Annotated in this window: 19 protein-coding genes; 2 read left to right on the top strand and 17 right to left on the bottom strand. The window is 57.9% G+C overall.

What is annotated here, in order from left to right; translation table 11 throughout:
• The first annotated feature begins 235 nt into the window (after window positions 1–235).
• Window positions 236–640: an NUDIX hydrolase gene (locus ACP3TA_RS05760; protein ID WP_033645151.1), complete on the top strand. Its 405-nt coding sequence runs from the start codon at window positions 236–238 to the stop codon at window positions 638–640.
• A 46-nt stretch (window positions 641–686) separates the two neighbouring features.
• Window positions 687–1,355: a 6-phosphogluconate phosphatase gene (gene yieH / locus ACP3TA_RS05755; RefSeq protein WP_033645152.1), complete on the top strand. Its 669-nt coding sequence runs from the start codon at window positions 687–689 to the stop codon at window positions 1,353–1,355.
• On the opposite strand, the gene ACP3TA_RS05750 is transcribed toward yieH, so the two are convergent.
• The 17 genes from ACP3TA_RS05750 to atpE form a co-directional block, all read right to left on the bottom strand.
• Window positions 1,352–2,092, bottom strand: coding sequence for an amino acid ABC transporter permease (locus ACP3TA_RS05750; RefSeq protein WP_033645153.1), 741 nt, complete (start codon window positions 2,090–2,092; stop codon window positions 1,352–1,354). The two genes, yieH and ACP3TA_RS05750, sit on opposite strands and share 4 nt — an antisense overlap.
• A gap of 1 nt (window position 2,093) precedes the next feature.
• Window positions 2,094–2,807 (bottom strand): amino acid ABC transporter permease, encoded by a 714-nt coding sequence (locus ACP3TA_RS05745; protein WP_426784563.1) that lies wholly within the window; start codon window positions 2,805–2,807, stop codon window positions 2,094–2,096.
• Window positions 2,808–2,888: 81 nt separating this feature from the next.
• A complete protein-coding gene (locus tag ACP3TA_RS05740) occupies window positions 2,889–3,728 on the bottom strand; it encodes an ABC transporter substrate-binding protein (RefSeq protein WP_025304747.1) in 840 nt (279 codons plus the stop codon).
• Window positions 3,729–3,896: 168 nt separating this feature from the next.
• Window positions 3,897–4,631 carry a phosphate signaling complex protein PhoU gene (gene phoU / locus ACP3TA_RS05735; protein WP_004933833.1) on the bottom strand — a complete coding sequence of 245 codons (735 nt, stop codon included), beginning with the start codon at window positions 4,629–4,631 and terminating at the stop codon, window positions 3,897–3,899.
• Window positions 4,632–4,642: 11 nt separating this feature from the next.
• Complete coding sequence (pstB, locus tag ACP3TA_RS05730; protein ID WP_016929614.1) at window positions 4,643–5,413, bottom strand: phosphate ABC transporter ATP-binding protein PstB; 771 nt, start codon at window positions 5,411–5,413, stop codon at window positions 4,643–4,645.
• A gap of 54 nt (window positions 5,414–5,467) precedes the next feature.
• Window positions 5,468–6,358 carry a phosphate ABC transporter permease PstA gene (gene pstA / locus ACP3TA_RS05725; RefSeq protein WP_019455481.1) on the bottom strand — a complete coding sequence of 297 codons (891 nt, stop codon included), beginning with the start codon at window positions 6,356–6,358 and terminating at the stop codon, window positions 5,468–5,470.
• A gap of 1 nt (window position 6,359) precedes the next feature.
• The gene (gene pstC / locus ACP3TA_RS05720) at window positions 6,360–7,316 is read right to left on the bottom strand and encodes a phosphate ABC transporter permease PstC (protein ID WP_004933822.1); all 957 of its coding nucleotides are present in this window, start codon (window positions 7,314–7,316) and stop codon (window positions 6,360–6,362) included.
• A gap of 91 nt (window positions 7,317–7,407) precedes the next feature.
• Window positions 7,408–8,448 (bottom strand): phosphate ABC transporter substrate-binding protein PstS, encoded by a 1,041-nt coding sequence (pstS, locus tag ACP3TA_RS05715; RefSeq protein WP_033645155.1) that lies wholly within the window; start codon window positions 8,446–8,448, stop codon window positions 7,408–7,410.
• Between the two features lie 335 nt (window positions 8,449–8,783).
• Window positions 8,784–10,613 carry a glutamine--fructose-6-phosphate transaminase (isomerizing) gene (gene glmS / locus ACP3TA_RS05710; RefSeq protein ID WP_089197565.1) on the bottom strand — a complete coding sequence of 610 codons (1,830 nt, stop codon included), beginning with the start codon at window positions 10,611–10,613 and terminating at the stop codon, window positions 8,784–8,786.
• A 152-nt stretch (window positions 10,614–10,765) separates the two neighbouring features.
• The gene (glmU, locus tag ACP3TA_RS05705; protein WP_426784562.1) at window positions 10,766–12,139 is read right to left on the bottom strand and encodes a bifunctional UDP-N-acetylglucosamine diphosphorylase/glucosamine-1-phosphate N-acetyltransferase GlmU; all 1,374 of its coding nucleotides are present in this window, start codon (window positions 12,137–12,139) and stop codon (window positions 10,766–10,768) included.
• 290 nt (window positions 12,140–12,429) lie between these two features.
• Complete coding sequence (locus ACP3TA_RS05700; protein ID WP_004933814.1) at window positions 12,430–12,849, bottom strand: F0F1 ATP synthase subunit epsilon; 420 nt, start codon at window positions 12,847–12,849, stop codon at window positions 12,430–12,432.
• Window positions 12,850–12,869: 20 nt separating this feature from the next.
• On the bottom strand, window positions 12,870–14,252 hold the full coding sequence (atpD, locus tag ACP3TA_RS05695; protein WP_004933813.1) for a F0F1 ATP synthase subunit beta: 1,383 nt from the start codon (window positions 14,250–14,252) through the stop codon (window positions 12,870–12,872).
• 32 nt (window positions 14,253–14,284) lie between these two features.
• Window positions 14,285–15,148 carry a F0F1 ATP synthase subunit gamma gene (atpG, locus tag ACP3TA_RS05690; RefSeq protein WP_004933811.1) on the bottom strand — a complete coding sequence of 288 codons (864 nt, stop codon included), beginning with the start codon at window positions 15,146–15,148 and terminating at the stop codon, window positions 14,285–14,287.
• A gap of 59 nt (window positions 15,149–15,207) precedes the next feature.
• Window positions 15,208–16,749: a F0F1 ATP synthase subunit alpha gene (gene atpA, locus ACP3TA_RS05685; RefSeq protein WP_033652328.1), complete on the bottom strand. Its 1,542-nt coding sequence runs from the start codon at window positions 16,747–16,749 to the stop codon at window positions 15,208–15,210.
• A 12-nt stretch (window positions 16,750–16,761) separates the two neighbouring features.
• Window positions 16,762–17,295: a F0F1 ATP synthase subunit delta gene (gene atpH / locus ACP3TA_RS05680; protein WP_025160298.1), complete on the bottom strand. Its 534-nt coding sequence runs from the start codon at window positions 17,293–17,295 to the stop codon at window positions 16,762–16,764.
• A gap of 14 nt (window positions 17,296–17,309) precedes the next feature.
• On the bottom strand, window positions 17,310–17,780 hold the full coding sequence (gene atpF, locus ACP3TA_RS05675; protein WP_004933804.1) for a F0F1 ATP synthase subunit B: 471 nt from the start codon (window positions 17,778–17,780) through the stop codon (window positions 17,310–17,312).
• Between the two features lie 57 nt (window positions 17,781–17,837).
• Window positions 17,838–18,077, bottom strand: a complete 240-nt coding sequence (gene atpE, locus ACP3TA_RS05670) for a F0F1 ATP synthase subunit C (protein WP_004093904.1) — start codon at window positions 18,075–18,077, stop codon at window positions 17,838–17,840.
• Between the last annotated feature and the right edge of the window lie 20 nt (window positions 18,078–18,097).

Below are 18,097 nucleotides of genomic sequence, written 5' to 3'. Positions count from 1 at the left end.
TATCAGAATTCCGAAAATGGGAATGGACAGTCGCCGGCTATCCTATAACAAAAAATGGGGCTTTTGACGCCGGTCACAGGTTTTTTTCGCCGTCTTTACGGCTAAACGCGTCAACGGCTTGTATTTACAGGCATTCATTCTCCATCACAGCCCGCCGCGTTGCCGTTTGCCGGCACGGCCGATAAAATGGCCTATCGCATCTCTTACCCTACCCGCTAAAAAAACAGGAACCCGCATGTCTTCGACCTTTATCGATAAGCTCGCGTTGATCGCGCTGAAAGATGACAAAGTGGCGCTGGTGCGCTCGCACAACAAGACGCTGTTTTATGTGCCGGGCGGAAAGCGCGAAGCGGGTGAAACCGATGAGCAGGCGCTGTGCCGCGAAATCGACGAAGAGCTGACCGTTGCGCTGCAGCCGCAATCCATCGCGTTTTACGGCGAGTTCACCGGCCCGGCGGACGGCAAGCAGGACGGCACTCAGGTGCGCATTCGTTGCTACCAAGCCGACTTTACCGGGCAGTTGCAGCCGGCCGCCGAAATCGCCGAGCTGAAGTGGTGCGACAGCCGCGATCTGCCGCAGTGTTCACACGTCGCCGCGCTGATTTTGCACGATCTCAAGGCGCGTAGCCTGATCAAGTGATCGCTGAGCGGCCTCAGCGGCGTTAACCCGAAGGAACCTGTCCCGCATGAATCAGATTGACTGCATTTTGTTCGACTGCGACGGCACGCTGGTGGACAGCGAAGTGCTGTGCAGCAAAGCCTATGTCCATATGTTCGCCCGCTACGGCATTCATCTGTCGCTGGAAGAGGTATTCAAGAAATACAAAGGGGTGAAGCTGTACGAGATCATCGATCGGGTCAACGCCGAGCAGGGCACGGACCTGGTAAAAGAGACGCTGGAGCCGCTGTATCGGCAGGAAGTGGCGCGGCTGTTCGACAGCGAACTGCAACAGATTGCCGGCGCCCGCGAGCTGCTGGCGCAGGTGACGGTGCCAGTCTGCACCGTCTCCAACGGGCCGGTCAGCAAGATGCAGCACTCGCTCGGCCTGACCGGCATGCTGCCTTATTTTGATGACCGGTTGTTCAGCGGCTATGACATTCAGCGCTGGAAGCCGGACCCGGCGATCGTGTTTCACGCCGCCGAACAGATGCAGGTGCCGGTGACGCGCTGCATCCTGGTGGACGATTCGCCCGCCGGCGCGCAGGCCGGCATCAATGCCGGCATCCCGGTCTTTTACTTCTGCGCCGATCCGCATAACCCGCCGATCGACCACCCGCTGGTGACAACGTTTGACGACCTGGCTCAATTGCCCGCGCTGTGGCGCGAACGCGGCTGGCGGCTGACGGCCGATTAACTGGCCGGCAACGGCGGCTTGTTGCGCCACCAGCGCCAGGAGCGCTTCAGGCCGCGGGTTTGCGCGCCAAAGCGGCGGTTGACCGCGTTGGCCAGCAGATCGAGCGCCAGGCAGAACACGAAATAGACCAGCGCCACGAACAGGAATACTTCCATCGGGTAGACCATGCTGCGGTTGTTGACCTGGGTCGCCAGGAAGGTCAGTTCGCCAACGCCGACGATATAAGCCAACGAGGTGTCTTTGATCAGAGAAATCCACTGGTTTATGAACGACGGCACCATCATGCGCAGCGCCTGCGGCAGCACGATCATGCGCAGCGTCTGCCAGCGGGTCAGCCCCAGAGAAAGCCCGGCCTGCCACTGACCGGGGCCGATCGCGGCGATGCCGGCTTTCACCGCATGGGCCAGATAGGCCGAGGCGATCAGCGCCAGCGCGCACACGACGGTGGTGATTTCCGGGATCTCGACGCCAAACACCATCGGCAACAGGAAATAGGTCCAGAAGATCAGCATGATGACCGGAATGGCGCGGAAAAAGCCCAACACCGCCGCCAGCAGCCCGGCGGCGATGCCGCGCGACATCGCCAGCGCCACGCCGAGCAGGGTGCCGAGCACCGCCGAGGCGACCCCGGCCATCAGACTGATCGCCAACGTCAGCGCCGCGCCGCCCAGCGGCCCATCCGGCCAGGTGCCCCACAGCAGGTAGCCCAGGTTGTCGTGAATCACGCTGAAATCCATCTCAATGCCCTCCCAGCGGTTTACGCTGTTGTCGCCACATGCCCCAGCCTTCCAGCAGCGCGATGATGGCGATATACAGTACCGTCGCCACGCCGAACGCCTGGAAAGTGCGCAGGGTTTCGGTTTCGACCTGACGCGAGGCGTAAGAGAGTTCGGTCACGCCGATCGCCATGGTCAACGACGAGTTCTTGATCACGTTCATGTATTGGCCCAGCAGCGGCGGCAGCGCGATTTTCAGCGCCTGCGGCAGCACCACATAGCGCATCGCCTGCCAGCCGGTCAGCCCCAGCGCCTGAGCGGCATATTTCTGCCCGCCGGCGACGCCGCGAATGCCGGAGCGGATCTCTTCGGCGATAAAGGCGGTGGAGTACAGCGTCAGGCCGAAGAAACCGGCGAGAAACTCGAATGACGGCCACTCAAGCGGGCCAACCTGATGGGCGCTGTTCAGCCACTGCATGGCGGCGGACGGCAGGATCTGCCCGGCGGCGAAGTACCAGAAGAACAGCTGCACCAGCAGCGGCGTATTGCGAAACAGCGAACTGTACCCCATCGCCAGCCAGCGCAACGGCCGCAGGCTGCTGTCGCGCATCGCCGCCAGCACAAAGCCCAGCAGCGTAGCCGCCAGCCCCGCACAGGCGGAAAGCCACAGCGTCAGCAGAAAACCGTGCCACAGCCAGCTCAGGTATTGCGGCGCCAGCAGCCAGTCCAGGTTCATGTTCAATCCTTGTCTTGCAGAATGCATCAGGGGCGCAGCAAGCTGCGCCCCTCCGTGCCTATCTCACCGCAAGCGGTTAAGTCAGGCTTTTGGTTGCTGATCCAAAGGCGCGATTTTGAAATCGCCGCGCGGTTGAGCGGATTTGGTTTCCGGCCCGAACCAGCGATCGTAAATCTTAACCGCTTCGCCGTCTTTTTCCAGCTTGATCAGCGTCTCGTTCACCGCGGCGGTCAGGCGATCTTCACCCTTGGGAATGCCGACGCCCTGATACTCTTTGGTCAGGCTGAACGGCGAAATTTCAAACTCCGCCTTTTGCGCCGCCGGCAGGTTGCCGAGCAGGCCGACCAGCTTGGCGTCGTCCTGAGTGATCGCCTGCACGTTGCCGTTACGCAGCGCCACGAACGCCAGCGGGGTATCATCGTAGGAGATCACTTTCGCCGTCGGGAAACGCTCGCGCAGGGTGATTTCCTGCACCGTGCCCTTATCCGCGCCGATGCGCAGCTTCTTGATGTCTTCCGGCGTTTTCAACACGCCTTTGCGGGCGATGAATTTCTGGCCAGTGGCGAAGTACGGCACGCTGAAGTTCACTTCCTTGGCGCGCTCGTCGGTAATGGTGAAGTTGGCGGCAATCAGGTCAACCTTCTTCGACACCAGCAGCGGAATGCGGTTGGCCGGGTTGGTGGCGCGCAGCTCCACTTTCACCCCCAGCGCTTTGCCGATCGCGTCGGCGACATCCACATCGTAGCCCACCAGCTTCTTGCTCTGCGGATCGATGTAGCCGAACGGCGGGTTGCTGTCGAACACCGCGATGCGCACCACGCCGGCTTGCTTGATATCGTCAAGTTTGTCAGCGTGCGCGGCGCCGGCGGCGAAACCGGTCAGACTGGCTAACAACGTTAAGGCCAAAGCGCGATGTTTCATAGAAAGCTCCTAAGTGGTTGATGTCCTGCTGGCGGATAAGCTAGCAAGCGCCACATAGGTCAGGAAATAATATAAAAAGCTATATTTATAACCTTTTTATCTTTACGAGCTTAAGATGGAATAAAGGCGCGGGAAACCGCGCCTTGGAAGGATATTACCCGGAAAGGGTTAGTCGTCTTTTTCGTCTTTACCGCCCGGAGACAGCAGCTTTTCCAGGGCGTCGCCGCCCAAATGACGGAAATCCTGTCCTTTGACGAAATAGAAGATAAATTCGCAGATGTTCTGGCAGCGATCGCCGATACGCTCGATAGAACGAGCGCAGAACAGCGCGGTCAGCACGCTCGGAATGGTGCGCGAATCTTCCATCATGTAGGTCATCAGCTGACGTACGATGCCTTCGTATTCCTGGTCGACCTTTTTATCTTCACGGTAAATACGGATCGCCTCGTCCAGATCCATGCGCGCGAACGCGTCCAGCACGTCGTGCAGCATCTGCACGGTGTGGCGCCCCAGCGACTCCAGGCTGACCAGCAGCGGCTGGTGCTGGTGCGAGAACTTCTCCAGCGCGGTGCGGCAGATCTTGTCCGCCACGTCGCCGATGCGTTCCAGCTCGGAAATGGTTTTGATGATCGCCATCACCAGACGCAGATCGCTGGCGGTCGGCTGGCGCTTGGCGATAATGCGCACGCAGGCTTCGTCGATCGCCACTTCCATCATGTTGACCTTGGCGTCGCCTTCGATCACGCGCTTGGCCAGCTCGCCATCCTGATTGTGCATCGCGGTGATGGCGTCGGTCAGCTGCTGCTCCACCAGCCCGCCCATGGTCAGCACCTGGGTGCGGATATGCTCGAGCTCTGCGTTGAACTGGCCGGAAATGTGTTTGTTTAAATTCAGGTTATCCATGATGCTTCCTATCAACCATAACGGCCAGTGATGTAGTCTTCAGTCTGCTTTTTCTGCGGCGCAGTGAACAGGTTATCAGTATCACTGAACTCGATCAGCTCGCCCAGATACATAAATGCGGTAGAGTCGGAGCAGCGCGCCGCCTGCTGCATGTTGTGCGTCACGATCACCACGGTGTAATCAGCCTTCAGCTCGCTGATCAGCTCTTCAATCTTGCCGGTGGAGATCGGATCCAGCGCCGAGCAAGGCTCATCCAGCAACAACACTTCCGGACGAATGGCGATGCCGCGGGCGATGCACAGACGCTGCTGCTGGCCGCCGGAGAGGCTGTAGCCGCTCTGGTGCAGCTTGTCCTTGGTTTCGTTCCACAGCGCCGCTTTGGTCAGCGCCCACTGCACGCGCTCGTCCATATCGGCGCGCGACAGCTTTTCAAACAGGCGAACGCCGAAGGCGATGTTGTCGTAAATCGACATCGGGAACGGCGTCGGCTTTTGGAACACCATGCCGACCTTGGCGCGCAGCAGCGCGATATCCGAGTTGTCGGTCAGGATGTTCTGGCCGTCCAGCAGGATGCCGCCTTCCGCACGCTGTTCCGGGTACAGCTGGTACATCTTGTTGAAGGTGCGCAGCAGGGTGGACTTGCCACAGCCGGATGGGCCGATAAACGCGGTGACCTTGTTCTTGGCGATATCCAGCGTGATGTTCTTCAGCGCATGGAATTTGCCGTAGTAGAAGTTCAGATCGCGTACCTGAATTTTGCTGCTGGAAGCGTCAGTAACCATACTCATCAAGACTTCTCTCTTTTCATCAGCGCCGCCAAAGCGGCGCTCAAAATTTTATGAATGCTTTTTCTTGGCGAAAATCACGCGCGCCAGGATATTCAGTAACAGTACGCACAGGGTGATTAACAGCACCCCGGCCCAGGCCAGCTGTTGCCATTCGGCGAACGGGCTCATGGCGAATTTGAAGATGGTCACCGGCAGGTTGGCGATCGGCTGCATCAGGTCGGTGCTCCAGAACTGGTTCGACAGCGAGGTGAACAGCAGCGGTGCCGTTTCCCCCGCAATACGCGCAATCGCCAGCAGCACGCCGGTGATGATGCCGGACACCGACGCCTTCAGCGTGATGGCGGAAATCATGCGCCATTTCGGCGTGCCCAGCGCATAAGCGGCCTCGCGCAGCGTATCCGGCACCAGTTTCAGCATGTTCTCGGTGGTGCGAATGACGATCGGCACCTGCAGCAGCGCCAGCGCCACGATGCCAGCCCAACCGGAGAAGTGTTCCATCTTCGCCACCACAATGGTGTAAACGAACAGGCCCACCACGATCGACGGTGCAGACAACAGAATATCGTTGATAAAGCGGATCACTTCCGCCAACCAGGATTTACGTCCGTATTCCGCCAGGTAAATACCGGCCATGATGCCCAGCGGCGTGCCGAAGATGGTCGCCCACAGGATCAACAGCCCGCTGCCGGCGATGGCGTTGGCCAAGCCGCCGCCCGCGGTGTTCGGCGGCGGGGTCATCTCGGTGAACAGCGCCAGCGACATGCCGTCGAAGCCTTTGGTCACGGTGGCGATAAGGATCCAGATCAGCCAGAACAGCCCGAACGCCATGGTCGCCATCGACAGGAACAGCGCGAGGCGGTTTTTCTGCCGGCGCCAGGCCTGCATTTTGCGGCGGCTTTCCGCCAGAACGACTGCGTTTTGCATATCCATCGTCGCCATGTTAACGCCCCTCATTCTTGGCCAGACGCATGATCATCAGTTTCGACAGCGCCAGCACGATAAAGGTGATAACAAACAGAATCAGGCCCAGCTCCATCAGTGCGGCGGTGTGCACGCCGGACTCGGCTTCGGCGAATTCGTTGGCCAGCGCCGAGGTGATGCTGTTGCCCGGCATGTACAGCGAAGCGCTGTCGAGCTGGTAGGTGTTGCCGATGATAAAGGTTACCGCCATGGTCTCCCCCAGCGCTCGGCCCAGACCCAGCATCACGCCGCCGATGACGCCGTTTTTGGTGAACGGCAGCACGATGCGCCAGATGACTTCCCAGGTGGTGCAGCCGATGCCGTAGGCCGACTCTTTCATCATTACCGGCGTCTGTTCGAACACGTCGCGCATCACCGCGGCGATGTAAGGAATGATCATGATAGCCAGGATAACCCCGGCGGCCAGAATGCCGATGCCGAAGGCCGGGCCGGAGAACAACTCGCCGACGATAGGAATGCCCGACAGCACTTCGCCCACCGGCGTCTGGAAATATTCGGCGAACAGCGGGGCGAACACGAACAGGCCCCACATGCCGTAGACGATGCTCGGGATGGCCGCCAGCAGCTCAATGGCGATACCCAGCGGCCGCTTCAACCAGTTCGGCGCCAGTTCGGTCAGGAACAGCGCGATGCCGAAACTCACCGGCACGGCGATAATCAGCGCGATGAGCGAGGTGACCACGGTGCCGTAGATAGGCACCAGCGCGCCGAACTGCTCCGCCGGCGCGTCCCACTCTTTGGTCCACAGGAAGGCGAAGCCGAATTTCTGCATGCTTGGCCAGGAGGCGAAGATCAGCGAAACGATGATGCCGCCCAGCAACAATAGGGTAATCAGCGCAGCCAGTCTCACCAGCGCGCTGAAAATGATGTCACCGTTTTTGCCCGGTGCTTTGATGGTCGGCTTGTACTCAGCCATAGATTACTCTCTGTTTGAACCCTGGCAGCCCCAACCGGGATCGGAGCCTGAAGAACTGTGTGGGGCGCGGCGAACCCGCGCCCCTGCGTTGTTAGTACAGCGCTTTACCTGAACTGTCTTTTACGTTGGTTTTCCAGGCCGCACGCACCTGCTCAACCACTTCTTTCGGCAGGGTGGCGTAATCCAGTTCGTTAGCCTGCTTGCCGCCGGTTTTGTAGGCCCAGTCGAAGAACTTCAGCACTTCGGCGCCCTGAGCAGGGTTTTTCTGCTCTTTATGCACCAGGATGAAGGTGGTGGAGGTGATTGGCCACACGTTGTCGCCTTTCTGGTCAGTCAGATCCTGAGCGAAGGTTTTGCTCCAATCCGCACCCTTGGCGGCGTTGCTGAAGCTCTCTTCGGTCGGGCTGACCGGTTTGCCGTCGGCGGACACCAGCTTGGTGTAAGCCAGGTTGTTCTGCTTGGCGTAAGCGTATTCTACGTAGCCGATAGAGCCAGGCAGACGCTGAACGAAGGCGGCGATGCCGTCGTTGCCTTTGCCGCCCAGACCGGTCGGCCAGTTAACGGTAGAACCGGCGCCGATCTTCTCTTTCCACTGCGCGTTCACCTTGGACAGGTAGCTGGTAAACACGAACGAGGTGCCGGAACCGTCGGCGCGGCGCACCACGGCAATGTTCTGGTCAGGCAGTTTCACGCCTGGGTTCAGCTTGGTGATAGCCGGATCGTTCCACTTTTTGACGTTGCCCAGGTAGATATCGCCCAGGGTTTTACCGTCCAGCGTCAGTTCGCCGGATTTGATGCCCGGGATATTCACAGCCAGCACCACGCCGCCGATCACGGTCGGGAACTGGAACAGGCCATCGGCCGCCAGTTTGTCGTCAGACAGCGGGGCGTCGGAAGCGCCAAAGTCAACGGTGTTGGCCACGATTTGCTTCACGCCGCCAGAGGAGCCGATGCCCTGATAGTTAACTTTGTTGCCGGTTTCTTTCTGATAAGAATCTGCCCACTTGGCGTAAACCGGAGCGGGGAATGTCGCACCTGCACCGGTCAGGCTGGCAGCAGCGAACGCGGACACGGCGGTCAGGGAGAAGGTCGCTGCCACAATACTGGCGACGGTGGTACGCATCAGTTTCATAATCCCTCCTAATGGGATACTTAAAATCGACGTCGAGTCGTTTTAATCAGAGTAAGTATTGCTGCAGGAGGGAAAATAGGACAGTTTGGTGACAGAAAAATGTACGCAATATGACAGTTATATTACAGCGTGCTTGAGAGGGGTTTGTTTAATTAAAAATCAATAAGTTAAATAAAAAATAGCGCAATTGCCAAACAACAAAAAACCGTTTGGGCACGGCCTATCCGCTTGAATATGACAATGTTTATCGCCGAATCGGTCGCGCTGTCATCTTTAAGGTCACTCATGAAAAAAGCCGGCGCGAAGGCCGGCTTTTGCAGTTTACCTGCGGCAAATTACTCTACGGTGACAGACTTCGCCAGGTTGCGCGGCTGGTCAACGTCGGTGCCCTTGATCAGCGCCACATGGTAAGACAGCAGCTGCAACGGCACGGTGTAGAAGATCGGCGCCACGATTTCCTCAACGTGCGGCAGAGGAATGATGGTCATGCCTTCGCTGCTGACGAAGCCGGCGTCCTGATCGGCGAACACGTACAGCTGACCGCCGCGCGCGCGCACTTCTTCAATGTTGGACTTCAGCTTTTCCAGCAGTTCGTTGTTCGGCGCCACCACGATCACCGGCATATCGGCGTCGATCAGCGCCAGCGGGCCGTGTTTCAACTCACCCGCCGCATAAGCTTCAGCGTGAATATAGGAGATCTCTTTCAGCTTCAGCGCCCCTTCCATGGCGATCGGGTACTGATCGCCGCGGCCGAGGAACAGCGCATGATGTTTGTCCGAGAAACCTTCCGCCAGCGCTTCGATCTCTTTATCCATCGACAGCATCTGCTCAATACGCGCCGGCAGCGCCTGCAGGCCGTGCACAATCTCCTGCTCCACGCTTTCCGCCATGCCTTTCAGACGGCCCAGGCGCGCCACCAGCATCAACAGCACGGTGAGCTGCGTGGTAAAGGCTTTGGTCGAAGCAACGCCGATTTCCGTGCCCGCTTTGGTCATCAACGCCAGATCGGATTCGCGCACCAGCGAAGACCCCGCAACGTTACAAACGGCCAGCGAACCGAGATAACCCAGCTCTTTGGACAGACGCAGCGCCGCTAACGTGTCGGCGGTTTCGCCGGACTGCGACAGGGTGATGATCAGGCTGCCCGGACGCACCGCCGATTTGCGGTAACGGAATTCGGACGCGATCTCGACATCGCACGGCACGCCGGCCAGCGCTTCGAACCAGTAACGCGCCACCATCCCGGAGTGGTAAGAAGTCCCACAGGCGATGATCTGCACGTGCTGCACCTTGGCCAGCAGCTCGTCGGCGTGCGGGCCCAGCTCGCTCAGGTTGATTTGGCCATGACTGAAACGCCCTTCCAGGGTGTTTTTCAGCGCCAGCGGCTGTTCGTAAATCTCTTTTTGCATGTAGTGGCGGTAAGCGCCCTTGTCGCCGGCGTCATACTGCACCTGGGATTCGATCTCAGGGCGCTCGATGGCGTTACCCTGCTTGTCGAAGATGTTGACGGTGCGGCGAGTCACCTCCACCACATCGCCTTCTTCCAGGAAGATGAAGCGGCGGGTGACCGGCAGCAACGCCAGCTGATCGGAAGCGATGAAGTTTTCCCCGACGCCGCGACCGATAACCAGCGGGCTGCCGGAGCGCGCCGCGACCAATACGCTCGGATCGCGGCTGTCCATCACCACGGTGCCGTAAGCGCCGCGCAGCTGTGGGATCACGCGCTGAACCACTTCGAGCAGCGTACCGCCCTGCAGCTGTTCCCAGTGCACCAGGTGCGCGATCACTTCGGTGTCGGTTTCAGAGTTGAAGCGGTAACCGCGTTCGATCAGCAGTTCGCGCAGCGGCTCGTGGTTTTCGATGATGCCGTTATGCACCACGGTAATGTAGTCGGAAACATGCGGGTGCGCGTTCGCTTCGGTCGGTTCACCGTGCGTTGCCCAACGGGTGTGAGCGATGCCGGTGCCGCCGTGCAGATCGGTCTGCTCCGCCGCTTCGGCCAGTTTTTGCACCTTGCCTACGCGACGCAGGCGACTGACGTTGCCTTGATCGTCGACCACCGCCAGACCGGCGGAGTCGTAACCGCGGTACTCAAGACGACGTAAACCTTCCAGCAGAATTTCTGCGATATCACGTTGCGCTACTGCGCCTACAATTCCACACATTCGGTTATATTCCTAATGAACGCCTTTTATGGGCGTTTTCGATGCCTTGACCTGATTTTTGCCGGTTTTACCGTGCGTCCCCCGAGCCTGTAGATGGTGGGGGTTATTATGTTTTGTATTGGGCTCGTGAATGGAGCCCAACGCAAAACACACTATGACTTCTTCTTCACCGGGCGCTGCCAGCCCTGAATGTGCACCTGCTTGACGCGGCTCAGCACCAGTTCGTTTTCGGCGATATCTCGCGTCACCGTGGTGCCGGCGGCAATGGTGGCCCCTTTGCCGACCGACACCGGCGCCACCAGCTGAGTATCGGAACCGACGAACACGCCATCGCCGATCAGCGTCTTGTGCTTGTTGGCGCCATCGTAATTGCAGGTGATGGTGCCGGCGCCGATATTCACGTCATCTCCAATGTCGGCATCGCCCAGGTAGCTGAGGTGACCGGCCTTGGAGCCTTTGCCCAATCGCGCCTTTTTCATTTCCACGAAGTTGCCGACGTGGGCCCCTGTTGCCAGCTCCGCGCCAGGGCGCAGGCGGGCGAACGGCCCAACGGAGCAGGCGGCTTCCAGCACGCTGTCTTCCAGCACGCTGTAAGGGCTGATCTCGCAGTCATCACCGATCACGCAGTTTTTCAGCACGCAGCCGGCGCCGATTTTCACCCGGTCGCCCAGCTTGACGTGACCTTCGATAATCACATTCGCATCAATAGTGATGTCGCGGCCGTGAACAAGTTCACCGCGCAGGTCGAAACGCGCCGGATCCAACAACATTACGCCGGCCAGCAGCAGTTTTTCAGACTGTTCCGACTGGAACACGCGCTCCAGGGTCGCCAGCTGCTGTCGGTTGTTCACGCCTTCCACTTCGCTCAAACGCGATGGGTGCACGGCTTCGATTTTCTTGCCGTCGGCATGCGCCAACGCAATGATATCGGTGATGTAAAACTCGCCCTGAGCGTTGTCGTTGTTCAACATCCCCAGCCAGCGCTTCAGATCGCGCCCATTCGCCACCAGGATGCCGGTATTGATCTCATTGATCTGACGCTGCGCTTCGCTGGCGTCCTTGTGTTCGACGATGCCCACCACGTCACCCTGCTCTCGCACGATGCGGCCATAGCCACTCGGAACGTCCAGCTTGACCGTCAGCAGGCCGATGCCGCCCTGCGGCTTGGCCGCCAACAGGCGCGTGAGCGTATCGACGGAGATCAACGGCACGTCGCCATACAGCATCAACACGTCTTCATCGTCGGCAAAATGCGGCGCCGCCTGCTGCATCGCATGGCCAGTGCCCAGTTGCTCGGCCTGCAGCACCCAGTTCAGCGCGCCTTCGGTCAACGTGCTTTTCAGCAGATCGCCGCCATGGCCGTATACCAGGTGTACATGTTGCGCGCCCAGTTTCATCGCGGCATCAATGACGTGTTGTACCATCGGCTTGCCGGCCAACGGATGCAACACTTTGGGAAGATCGGAATACATGCGCGTACCCTTGCCTGCGGCGAGGATAACCACGCTCATTGCGCTGTTCGACATAAGCAACCTGATAACTCCATTTTGATAGACGAAAGTAAAACCGTTTAGCGACGATATTACTACATATTTCTCATCACGAAACCGTCGCAGGCCGCGCAGCGCTTGGCCTGCCACCATCATGTCCAATTAGGCTTCAGGACGAAAAAACTGTCGGTGATTGGCGACGGCTCCACCCTGGATATCAGGGTTACATACCACTTTCTACGCCGGGCTGAAATACTTATTTTAAAGTAAAAAAAAAGCGACCCTATAGGCCGCTTTCTTAAAGTTGGGTGCTCTGCACCCAAACATTACATCGCTTTTCTGGTGAGCTCGATAACGCGCAGTTTTGCGATCGCTTTCGCCAGTTCAGCGGATGCCTGAGCATAGTCGACATCGCCATGAGAGCTGCGAATGTGTTCTTCAGCTTTACGCTTAGCTTCCAACGCTCTCGCTTCGTCGAGGTCAGTACCACGGATAGCAGTGTCCGCCAGCACGGTAACCACGCTCGGCTGCACCTCGAGGATGCCGCCGGACAGGTAGATGAACTCTTCTTCACCGTGCTGCTTAACAATACGCACCATGCCAGGCTTGATGGCAGTCAGCAGCGGCGCATGGCCAGGGAAGATCCCCAGTTCACCTTCGCTGCCTGTCACCTGGATCTTCTGCACCAGGCCGGAAAACATCTGTTTTTCCGCGCTGACTACATCCAGATGGTAAGTCATAGCCATATCACCCTCCTCTCAAGGCGTTACAGTTTCTTGGCTTTTTCCACTGCTTCTTCAATGGTGCCAACCATGTAGAACGCCTGCTCCGGCAGGTGGTCATAGTCGCCGTCCATAATGCCTTTGAAACCACGGATGGTGTCTTTCAGCGATACGAACTTGCCCGGAGAACCGGTGAAGACTTCTGCCACGAAGAACGGCTGAGACAGGAAGCGTTGGATCTTACGCGCACGGGATACGACCAGTTTGTCTTCTTCAGACAGCTCGTCCATACCCAGGATCGCGATGATATCTTTCAGTTCCTGGTAGCGTTGCAGAATGGACTGCACGCCACGCGCTACGTCGTAGTGCTCCTGGCCAACAACCAGCGGATCCAGCTGACGGCTGGTGGAATCCAGCGGGTCAACGGCCGGGTAGATACCCAGAGAAGCGATGTTACGGCTCAGTACCACGGTTGCGTCCAAGTGCGCAAAGGTGGTGGCTGGAGACGGGTCAGTCAAGTCATCCGCAGGAACGTAAACGGCCTGTACGGAAGTGATGGAACCGGTCTTGGTCGAGGTGATACGTTCTTGCAGAACGCCCATCTCTTCCGCCAGCGTCGGCTGATAACCTACCGCGGATGGCATACGGCCCAGAAGTGCGGACACTTCGGTACCGGCCAGGGTATAACGGTAGATGTTGTCAACGAACAGCAGAACGTCACGGCCTTCGTCACGGAATTTCTCCGCCATGGTCAGACCGGTCAGCGCAACGCGCAGACGGTTACCTGGTGGCTCGTTCATCTGGCCGTAAACCAGGGATACTTTGTCCAGAACGTTGGAGTCGGTCATTTCGTGGTAGAAGTCGTTACCCTCACGAGTACGCTCGCCCACGCCCGCAAACACGGAATAACCGGAGTGCTCGATCGCGATGTTACGGATCAGCTCCATCATGTTTACGGTTTTACCTACGCCCGCACCGCCGAACAGACCGACTTTACCGCCCTTGGCGAATGGACAAATCAGGTCCATTACCTTGATACCGGTTTCCAGCAGTTCCTGGGAGCTGGACAGCTCTTCGTAGCTTGGCGCCGCGCGGTGAATCGCCCAACGCTCTTCTTCGCCGATGTCGCCTTTCATGTCGATGGGTTGACCCAATACGTTCATGATACGGCCCAGGGTAGCTTTACCCACCGGCACTTCAATCGGGTGGTCCAGGTTGTTCACTTTCAGACCGCGACGCAGACCGTCGGAGGTCCCCATTGCGATACAGCGAACCACGCCACCGCCCAGCTGTTGCTGAACTTCCAACACCAGTTTTTCGGTGCCGTTTTCTACCTCAAGGGCGTCGTACACTTTTGGTACGGCATCCTGAGGGAACTCGACGTCCACCACGGCGCCGATTACCTGGATAATCTTTCCAGTAGCCATCTTGAATCCTCTACGTAATTCGTAAACCTAGCTTAAACCGCGGAGGCTCCCGAAACGATCTCGGTGAGTTCCTGAGTGATGCTGGCCTGACGCGCCTTGTTGTATACCAACTGCAGCTCTTTGATCAGGCTACCGCCGTTATCGGTTGCGGCTTTCATCGCGACCATTCGTGCGGCCTGCTCGCTGGCCAGGTTTTCCACGACGCCCTGATAAACCTGCGACTCCACATAGCGGCGCAGCAAGGTATCAAGCAGCACTTTTGGATCCGGTTCATACAGGTAATCCCAAGGCGTTTTCTTCAGCTCTTCGTCATCGGCTGGCGGTAACGGCAGCAGCTGAAGCACCTGCGGCTCTTGGGACATCGTATTAACAAATTTGTTGCTGACAATGTACAGCTTGTCCAAACGACCTTCGTCGTAGGCCTGCAGCATCACTTTCACCGGCCCGATCAGATCCGACAGGGAAGGTTTATCCCCCATGCCGGTCACCTGGGCAACCACGTTGCCGCCCACGGAACCAAAGAAAGAGGCCGCTTTAGAGCCAATCAGCGCCAAATCGGTTTCGACGCCTTTTTCGGACCAGGCTTTCATCTCCGCCAGCAGCTTTTTGAACAGGTTGATGTTCAAGCCGCCGCAGAGACCACGGTCAGTAGACACCACCAGATACCCAACGCGCTTAACGTCACGCTCATCCAGGTACGGGTGCTTGTACTCCAGATTCCCTAACGCAAGGTGACCAATCACTTTGCGCATGGTCTCTGCATAAGGACGGCTGGCCGCCATGCGATCCTGCGATTTACGCATTTTGGAGGCGGCGACCATTTCCATCGCTTTAGTGATCTTTTGCGTGTTTTGCACGCTAGCGATCTTACTACGTATCTCTTTTGCGCCGGCCATCTCTGCTTCTCCTCAGTGCCAGACGGCCTGCTGTCTTTCAACAGCAGGACCGTTCGGCGTTACCAGGACTGGGTTTTCTTGAAGGTCTCGAGGACGTCTTTCAACTTGCCCTCGATCTCATCATTGAAGTTGCCAGTTTGGTTGATGTGGTTCAGCAGCTCGGCGTGCTCGCGGTCCGCATAGGCCACCAGCGCGGCTTCGAAGCTCACCACTTTGGCGACTTCGACGTCGTTCAGGTAACCGCGTTCTGCGGCAAACAGCACCAGAGACTGTTGTGCAACCGACATCGGCGCATACTGTTTCTGTTTCAGCAGCTCGGTCACTTTCTGACCGTGGCTCAGCTGTTTGCGGGTCGCGTCGTCCAGATCGGAGGCGAACTGGGAGAACGCAGCCAGTTCACGATACTGCGCCAGCGCGGTACGGATACCACCGGACAGTTTCTTCATGATCTTGGTCTGCGCGGCGCCACCAACACGGGATACGGAGATACCCGGGTTAACTGCCGGACGAATACCGGAGTTGAACAGGTTGGATTCCAGGAAGATCTGACCATCGGTAATCGAGATTACGTTGGTCGGAACGAACGCGGAAACGTCACCCGCCTGGGTTTCAATGATCGGCAGAGCGGTCAGTGAACCGGTTTTACCTTTAACTTCACCTTTGGTGAAGGCTTCAACGTACTCGGCGTTAACGCGCGCTGCACGCTCCAGCAAGCGGGAGTGCAGGTAGAATACGTCGCCTGGGTAAGCTTCACGACCTGGCGGACGACGAAGCAGCAGGGAAATCTGGCGGTAAGCAACGGCCTGCTTGGACAGGTCATCGTACACGATCAGCGCATCTTCACCGCGGTCACGGAAGTATTCGCCCATTGCGCAACCGGCGTATGGCGCCAGGTATTGCAGTGCAGCGGATTCGGAAGCGGTCGCCACCACCACGATGGTGTTGGCCAGTGCGCCGTGCTCTTCCAGTTTGCGCACCACGTTAGCGATGGTGGACGCTTTCTGGCCGATAGCCACGTAAACACATTTGATGCCGGAGTCGCGTTGGTTGATGATCGCATCGATCGCCAGCGCGGTTTTACCGGTCTGACGGTCACCGATCACCAGCTCACGCTGGCCGCGGCCGATTGGAATCATGGCGTCAACGGATTTGTAGCCAGTCTGAACCGGCTGATCAACGGACTGACGCTCGATAACGCCTGGGGCGATAGCTTCTACCGGAGAGAAACCGTCGTTTTCAATCGGGCCTTTGCCGTCGATTGGCGCGCCCAGGGTGTTAACGACGCGGCCCAGCAGACCACGACCGACTGGAACTTCCAGGATACGGCCGGTGCATTTAACCTTCATGCCTTCGGCCAGATCCGCGTACGGACCCATGACCACGGCACCAACGGAGTCGCGCTCCAGGTTCAATGCGATTGCGTAACGGTTGCCAGGCAGCGCGATCATTTCGCCCTGCATAACTTCGGCCAGGCCGTGTACGCGGATGATCCCGTCGCTGACGGAAACGATAGTACCTTCATTGTGAGCTTCGCTCACTACATTGAACTGAGCAATGCGCTGCTTGATCAGTTCGCTGATTTCGGTGGAATTCAGTTGCATGCTCCAGTCCCCTTAAGACTGCAAGACGTCTGTCAGGCGTTCAAGACGACCGCGAACGCTGCCATCAATCACCATATCGCCGGCGCGAACAACGATGCCGGCCAGTACAGACTTGTCAATTTTGCAATTCAGCTTAACTTTGCGTGACAGACGTTTTTCCATCGCAGCGGCGATTTTCGCCTGCTGTTCGTCGCTCAGCGCGCTCGCAGAGAGCACTTCGACTTCGACGGTGGATTCCAGCGAGGCGCGCAGTTCGATGAACTGCTGCAGCACGGCAGGAAGAACCAGTAAACGTCCATTTTCGGCCATTACACGGATAAAGTTCTGGCCATGTTCGTCGAGCCGATCGCCACAAACCGCGATGAACGTCTTGGACAGCGTTTCTGGCGCAACCGCGCCAGACAGCAGTTCAGAAATCTGTTCATTGCGAGTGACTTCAGCCGCAAACGCCAGCATGTCCTGCCAGCGCTCTACGCTTTGGTGCTCAACGGCAAAGTCAAAAGCTGCTTTGGCGTAGGGGCGAGCTACAGTTACAAATTCAGACATCAGCCCCTCCCTCCTTACAGTTCAGCGACCAGTTTATCAACGATGTCGCTGTTAGCAGCTTCATCCACGGAACGTTCGATGATCTTCTCGGCGCCGGCAATTGCCAGCATCGCGACTTGCTTACGCAACTCTTCACGAGCGCGCTTACGTTCGGCTTCGATCTCAGCCTGAGCCTGCGCCACGATTTTGTTACGTTCCTGCTCGGCTTCGGCTTTCGCTTCATCCATGATCTGAGCTTTGCGTTTGTTCGCTTGCTCGATGATCACCTGAGCTTCTGCTTTGGCAGTTTTCAGCTGGTCGGTCGCATTGGCTTGCGCTAAGTCCAGATCTTTTTTGGCACGCTCTGCAGAAGCGAGGCCGTCAGCGATTTCTTTCTGACGTTTCTCGATGGCAGCCATGATCGGCGGCCATACGTACTTCATGCAGAACCAGACAAACAGAACGAACGCGATGGCCTGGCCGAGGATTGTTGCGTTAAGATTCACAGCACAATGCCTCTTTAAAAGTTAATAGTTTGGTTACGTCGTAGAGGGTTGCTCTACTTACGCGACGGCGAACATCACGTACAGACCCAGACCTACAGCGATCATCGGGATGGCGTCGACCAGACCCATAACGATAAAGAACTGTGTACGCAGCAGAGGAATCAGGTCAGGCTGACGAGCAGCGCCTTCCAAGAATTTACCACCCAGGATGCCGATACCGATCGCAGCACCGATTGCCGCTAAACCCATCATCACAGCGGCAGCCATGTACAGCAGATCCATACTCAGGTTTTCCATGACAGTCTCCAGTTTGTTTC

Source organism: Serratia sp. 2C06, assembly GCF_050037615.1.
Classification (GTDB): domain Bacteria; phylum Pseudomonadota; class Gammaproteobacteria; order Enterobacterales; family Enterobacteriaceae; genus Serratia; species Serratia ureilytica.
This window is presented reverse-complemented; position numbering and strand designations above follow the sequence as displayed.

Bases quoted from the DNA above. Each gene is read 5' to 3' on its own strand.
- ACP3TA_RS05760 (WP_033645151.1), top strand. From the start codon at position 236: ATGTCTTCGACCTTTATCGATAAGCTCGCGTTGATCGCGCTGAAAGAT.
- yieH (WP_033645152.1), top strand. From the start codon at position 687: ATGAATCAGATTGACTGCATTTTGTTCGACTGCGACGGCACGCTGGTG.
- ACP3TA_RS05750 (WP_033645153.1), bottom strand. From the start codon at position 2,092: ATGGATTTCAGCGTGATTCACGACAACCTGGGCTACCTGCTGTGGGGC.
- ACP3TA_RS05745 (WP_426784563.1), bottom strand. From the start codon at position 2,807: ATGAACCTGGACTGGCTGCTGGCGCCGCAATACCTGAGCTGGCTGTGG.
- ACP3TA_RS05740 (WP_025304747.1), bottom strand. From the start codon at position 3,728: ATGAAACATCGCGCTTTGGCCTTAACGTTGTTAGCCAGTCTGACCGGT.
- phoU (WP_004933833.1), bottom strand. From the start codon at position 4,631: ATGGATAACCTGAATTTAAACAAACACATTTCCGGCCAGTTCAACGCA.
- pstB (WP_016929614.1), bottom strand. From the start codon at position 5,413: ATGGTTACTGACGCTTCCAGCAGCAAAATTCAGGTACGCGATCTGAAC.
- pstA (WP_019455481.1), bottom strand. From the start codon at position 6,358: ATGGCGACGATGGATATGCAAAACGCAGTCGTTCTGGCGGAAAGCCGC.
- pstC (WP_004933822.1), bottom strand. From the start codon at position 7,316: ATGGCTGAGTACAAGCCGACCATCAAAGCACCGGGCAAAAACGGTGAC.
- pstS (WP_033645155.1), bottom strand. From the start codon at position 8,448: ATGAAACTGATGCGTACCACCGTCGCCAGTATTGTGGCAGCGACCTTC.
- glmS (WP_089197565.1), bottom strand. From the start codon at position 10,613: ATGTGTGGAATTGTAGGCGCAGTAGCGCAACGTGATATCGCAGAAATT.
- glmU (WP_426784562.1), bottom strand. From the start codon at position 12,139: ATGTCGAACAGCGCAATGAGCGTGGTTATCCTCGCCGCAGGCAAGGGT.
- ACP3TA_RS05700 (WP_004933814.1), bottom strand. From the start codon at position 12,849: ATGGCTATGACTTACCATCTGGATGTAGTCAGCGCGGAAAAACAGATG.
- atpD (WP_004933813.1), bottom strand. From the start codon at position 14,252: ATGGCTACTGGAAAGATTATCCAGGTAATCGGCGCCGTGGTGGACGTC.
- atpG (WP_004933811.1), bottom strand. From the start codon at position 15,148: ATGGCCGGCGCAAAAGAGATACGTAGTAAGATCGCTAGCGTGCAAAAC.
- atpA (WP_033652328.1), bottom strand. From the start codon at position 16,749: ATGCAACTGAATTCCACCGAAATCAGCGAACTGATCAAGCAGCGCATT.
- atpH (WP_025160298.1), bottom strand. From the start codon at position 17,295: ATGTCTGAATTTGTAACTGTAGCTCGCCCCTACGCCAAAGCAGCTTTT.
- atpE (WP_004093904.1), bottom strand. From the start codon at position 18,077: ATGGAAAACCTGAGTATGGATCTGCTGTACATGGCTGCCGCTGTGATG.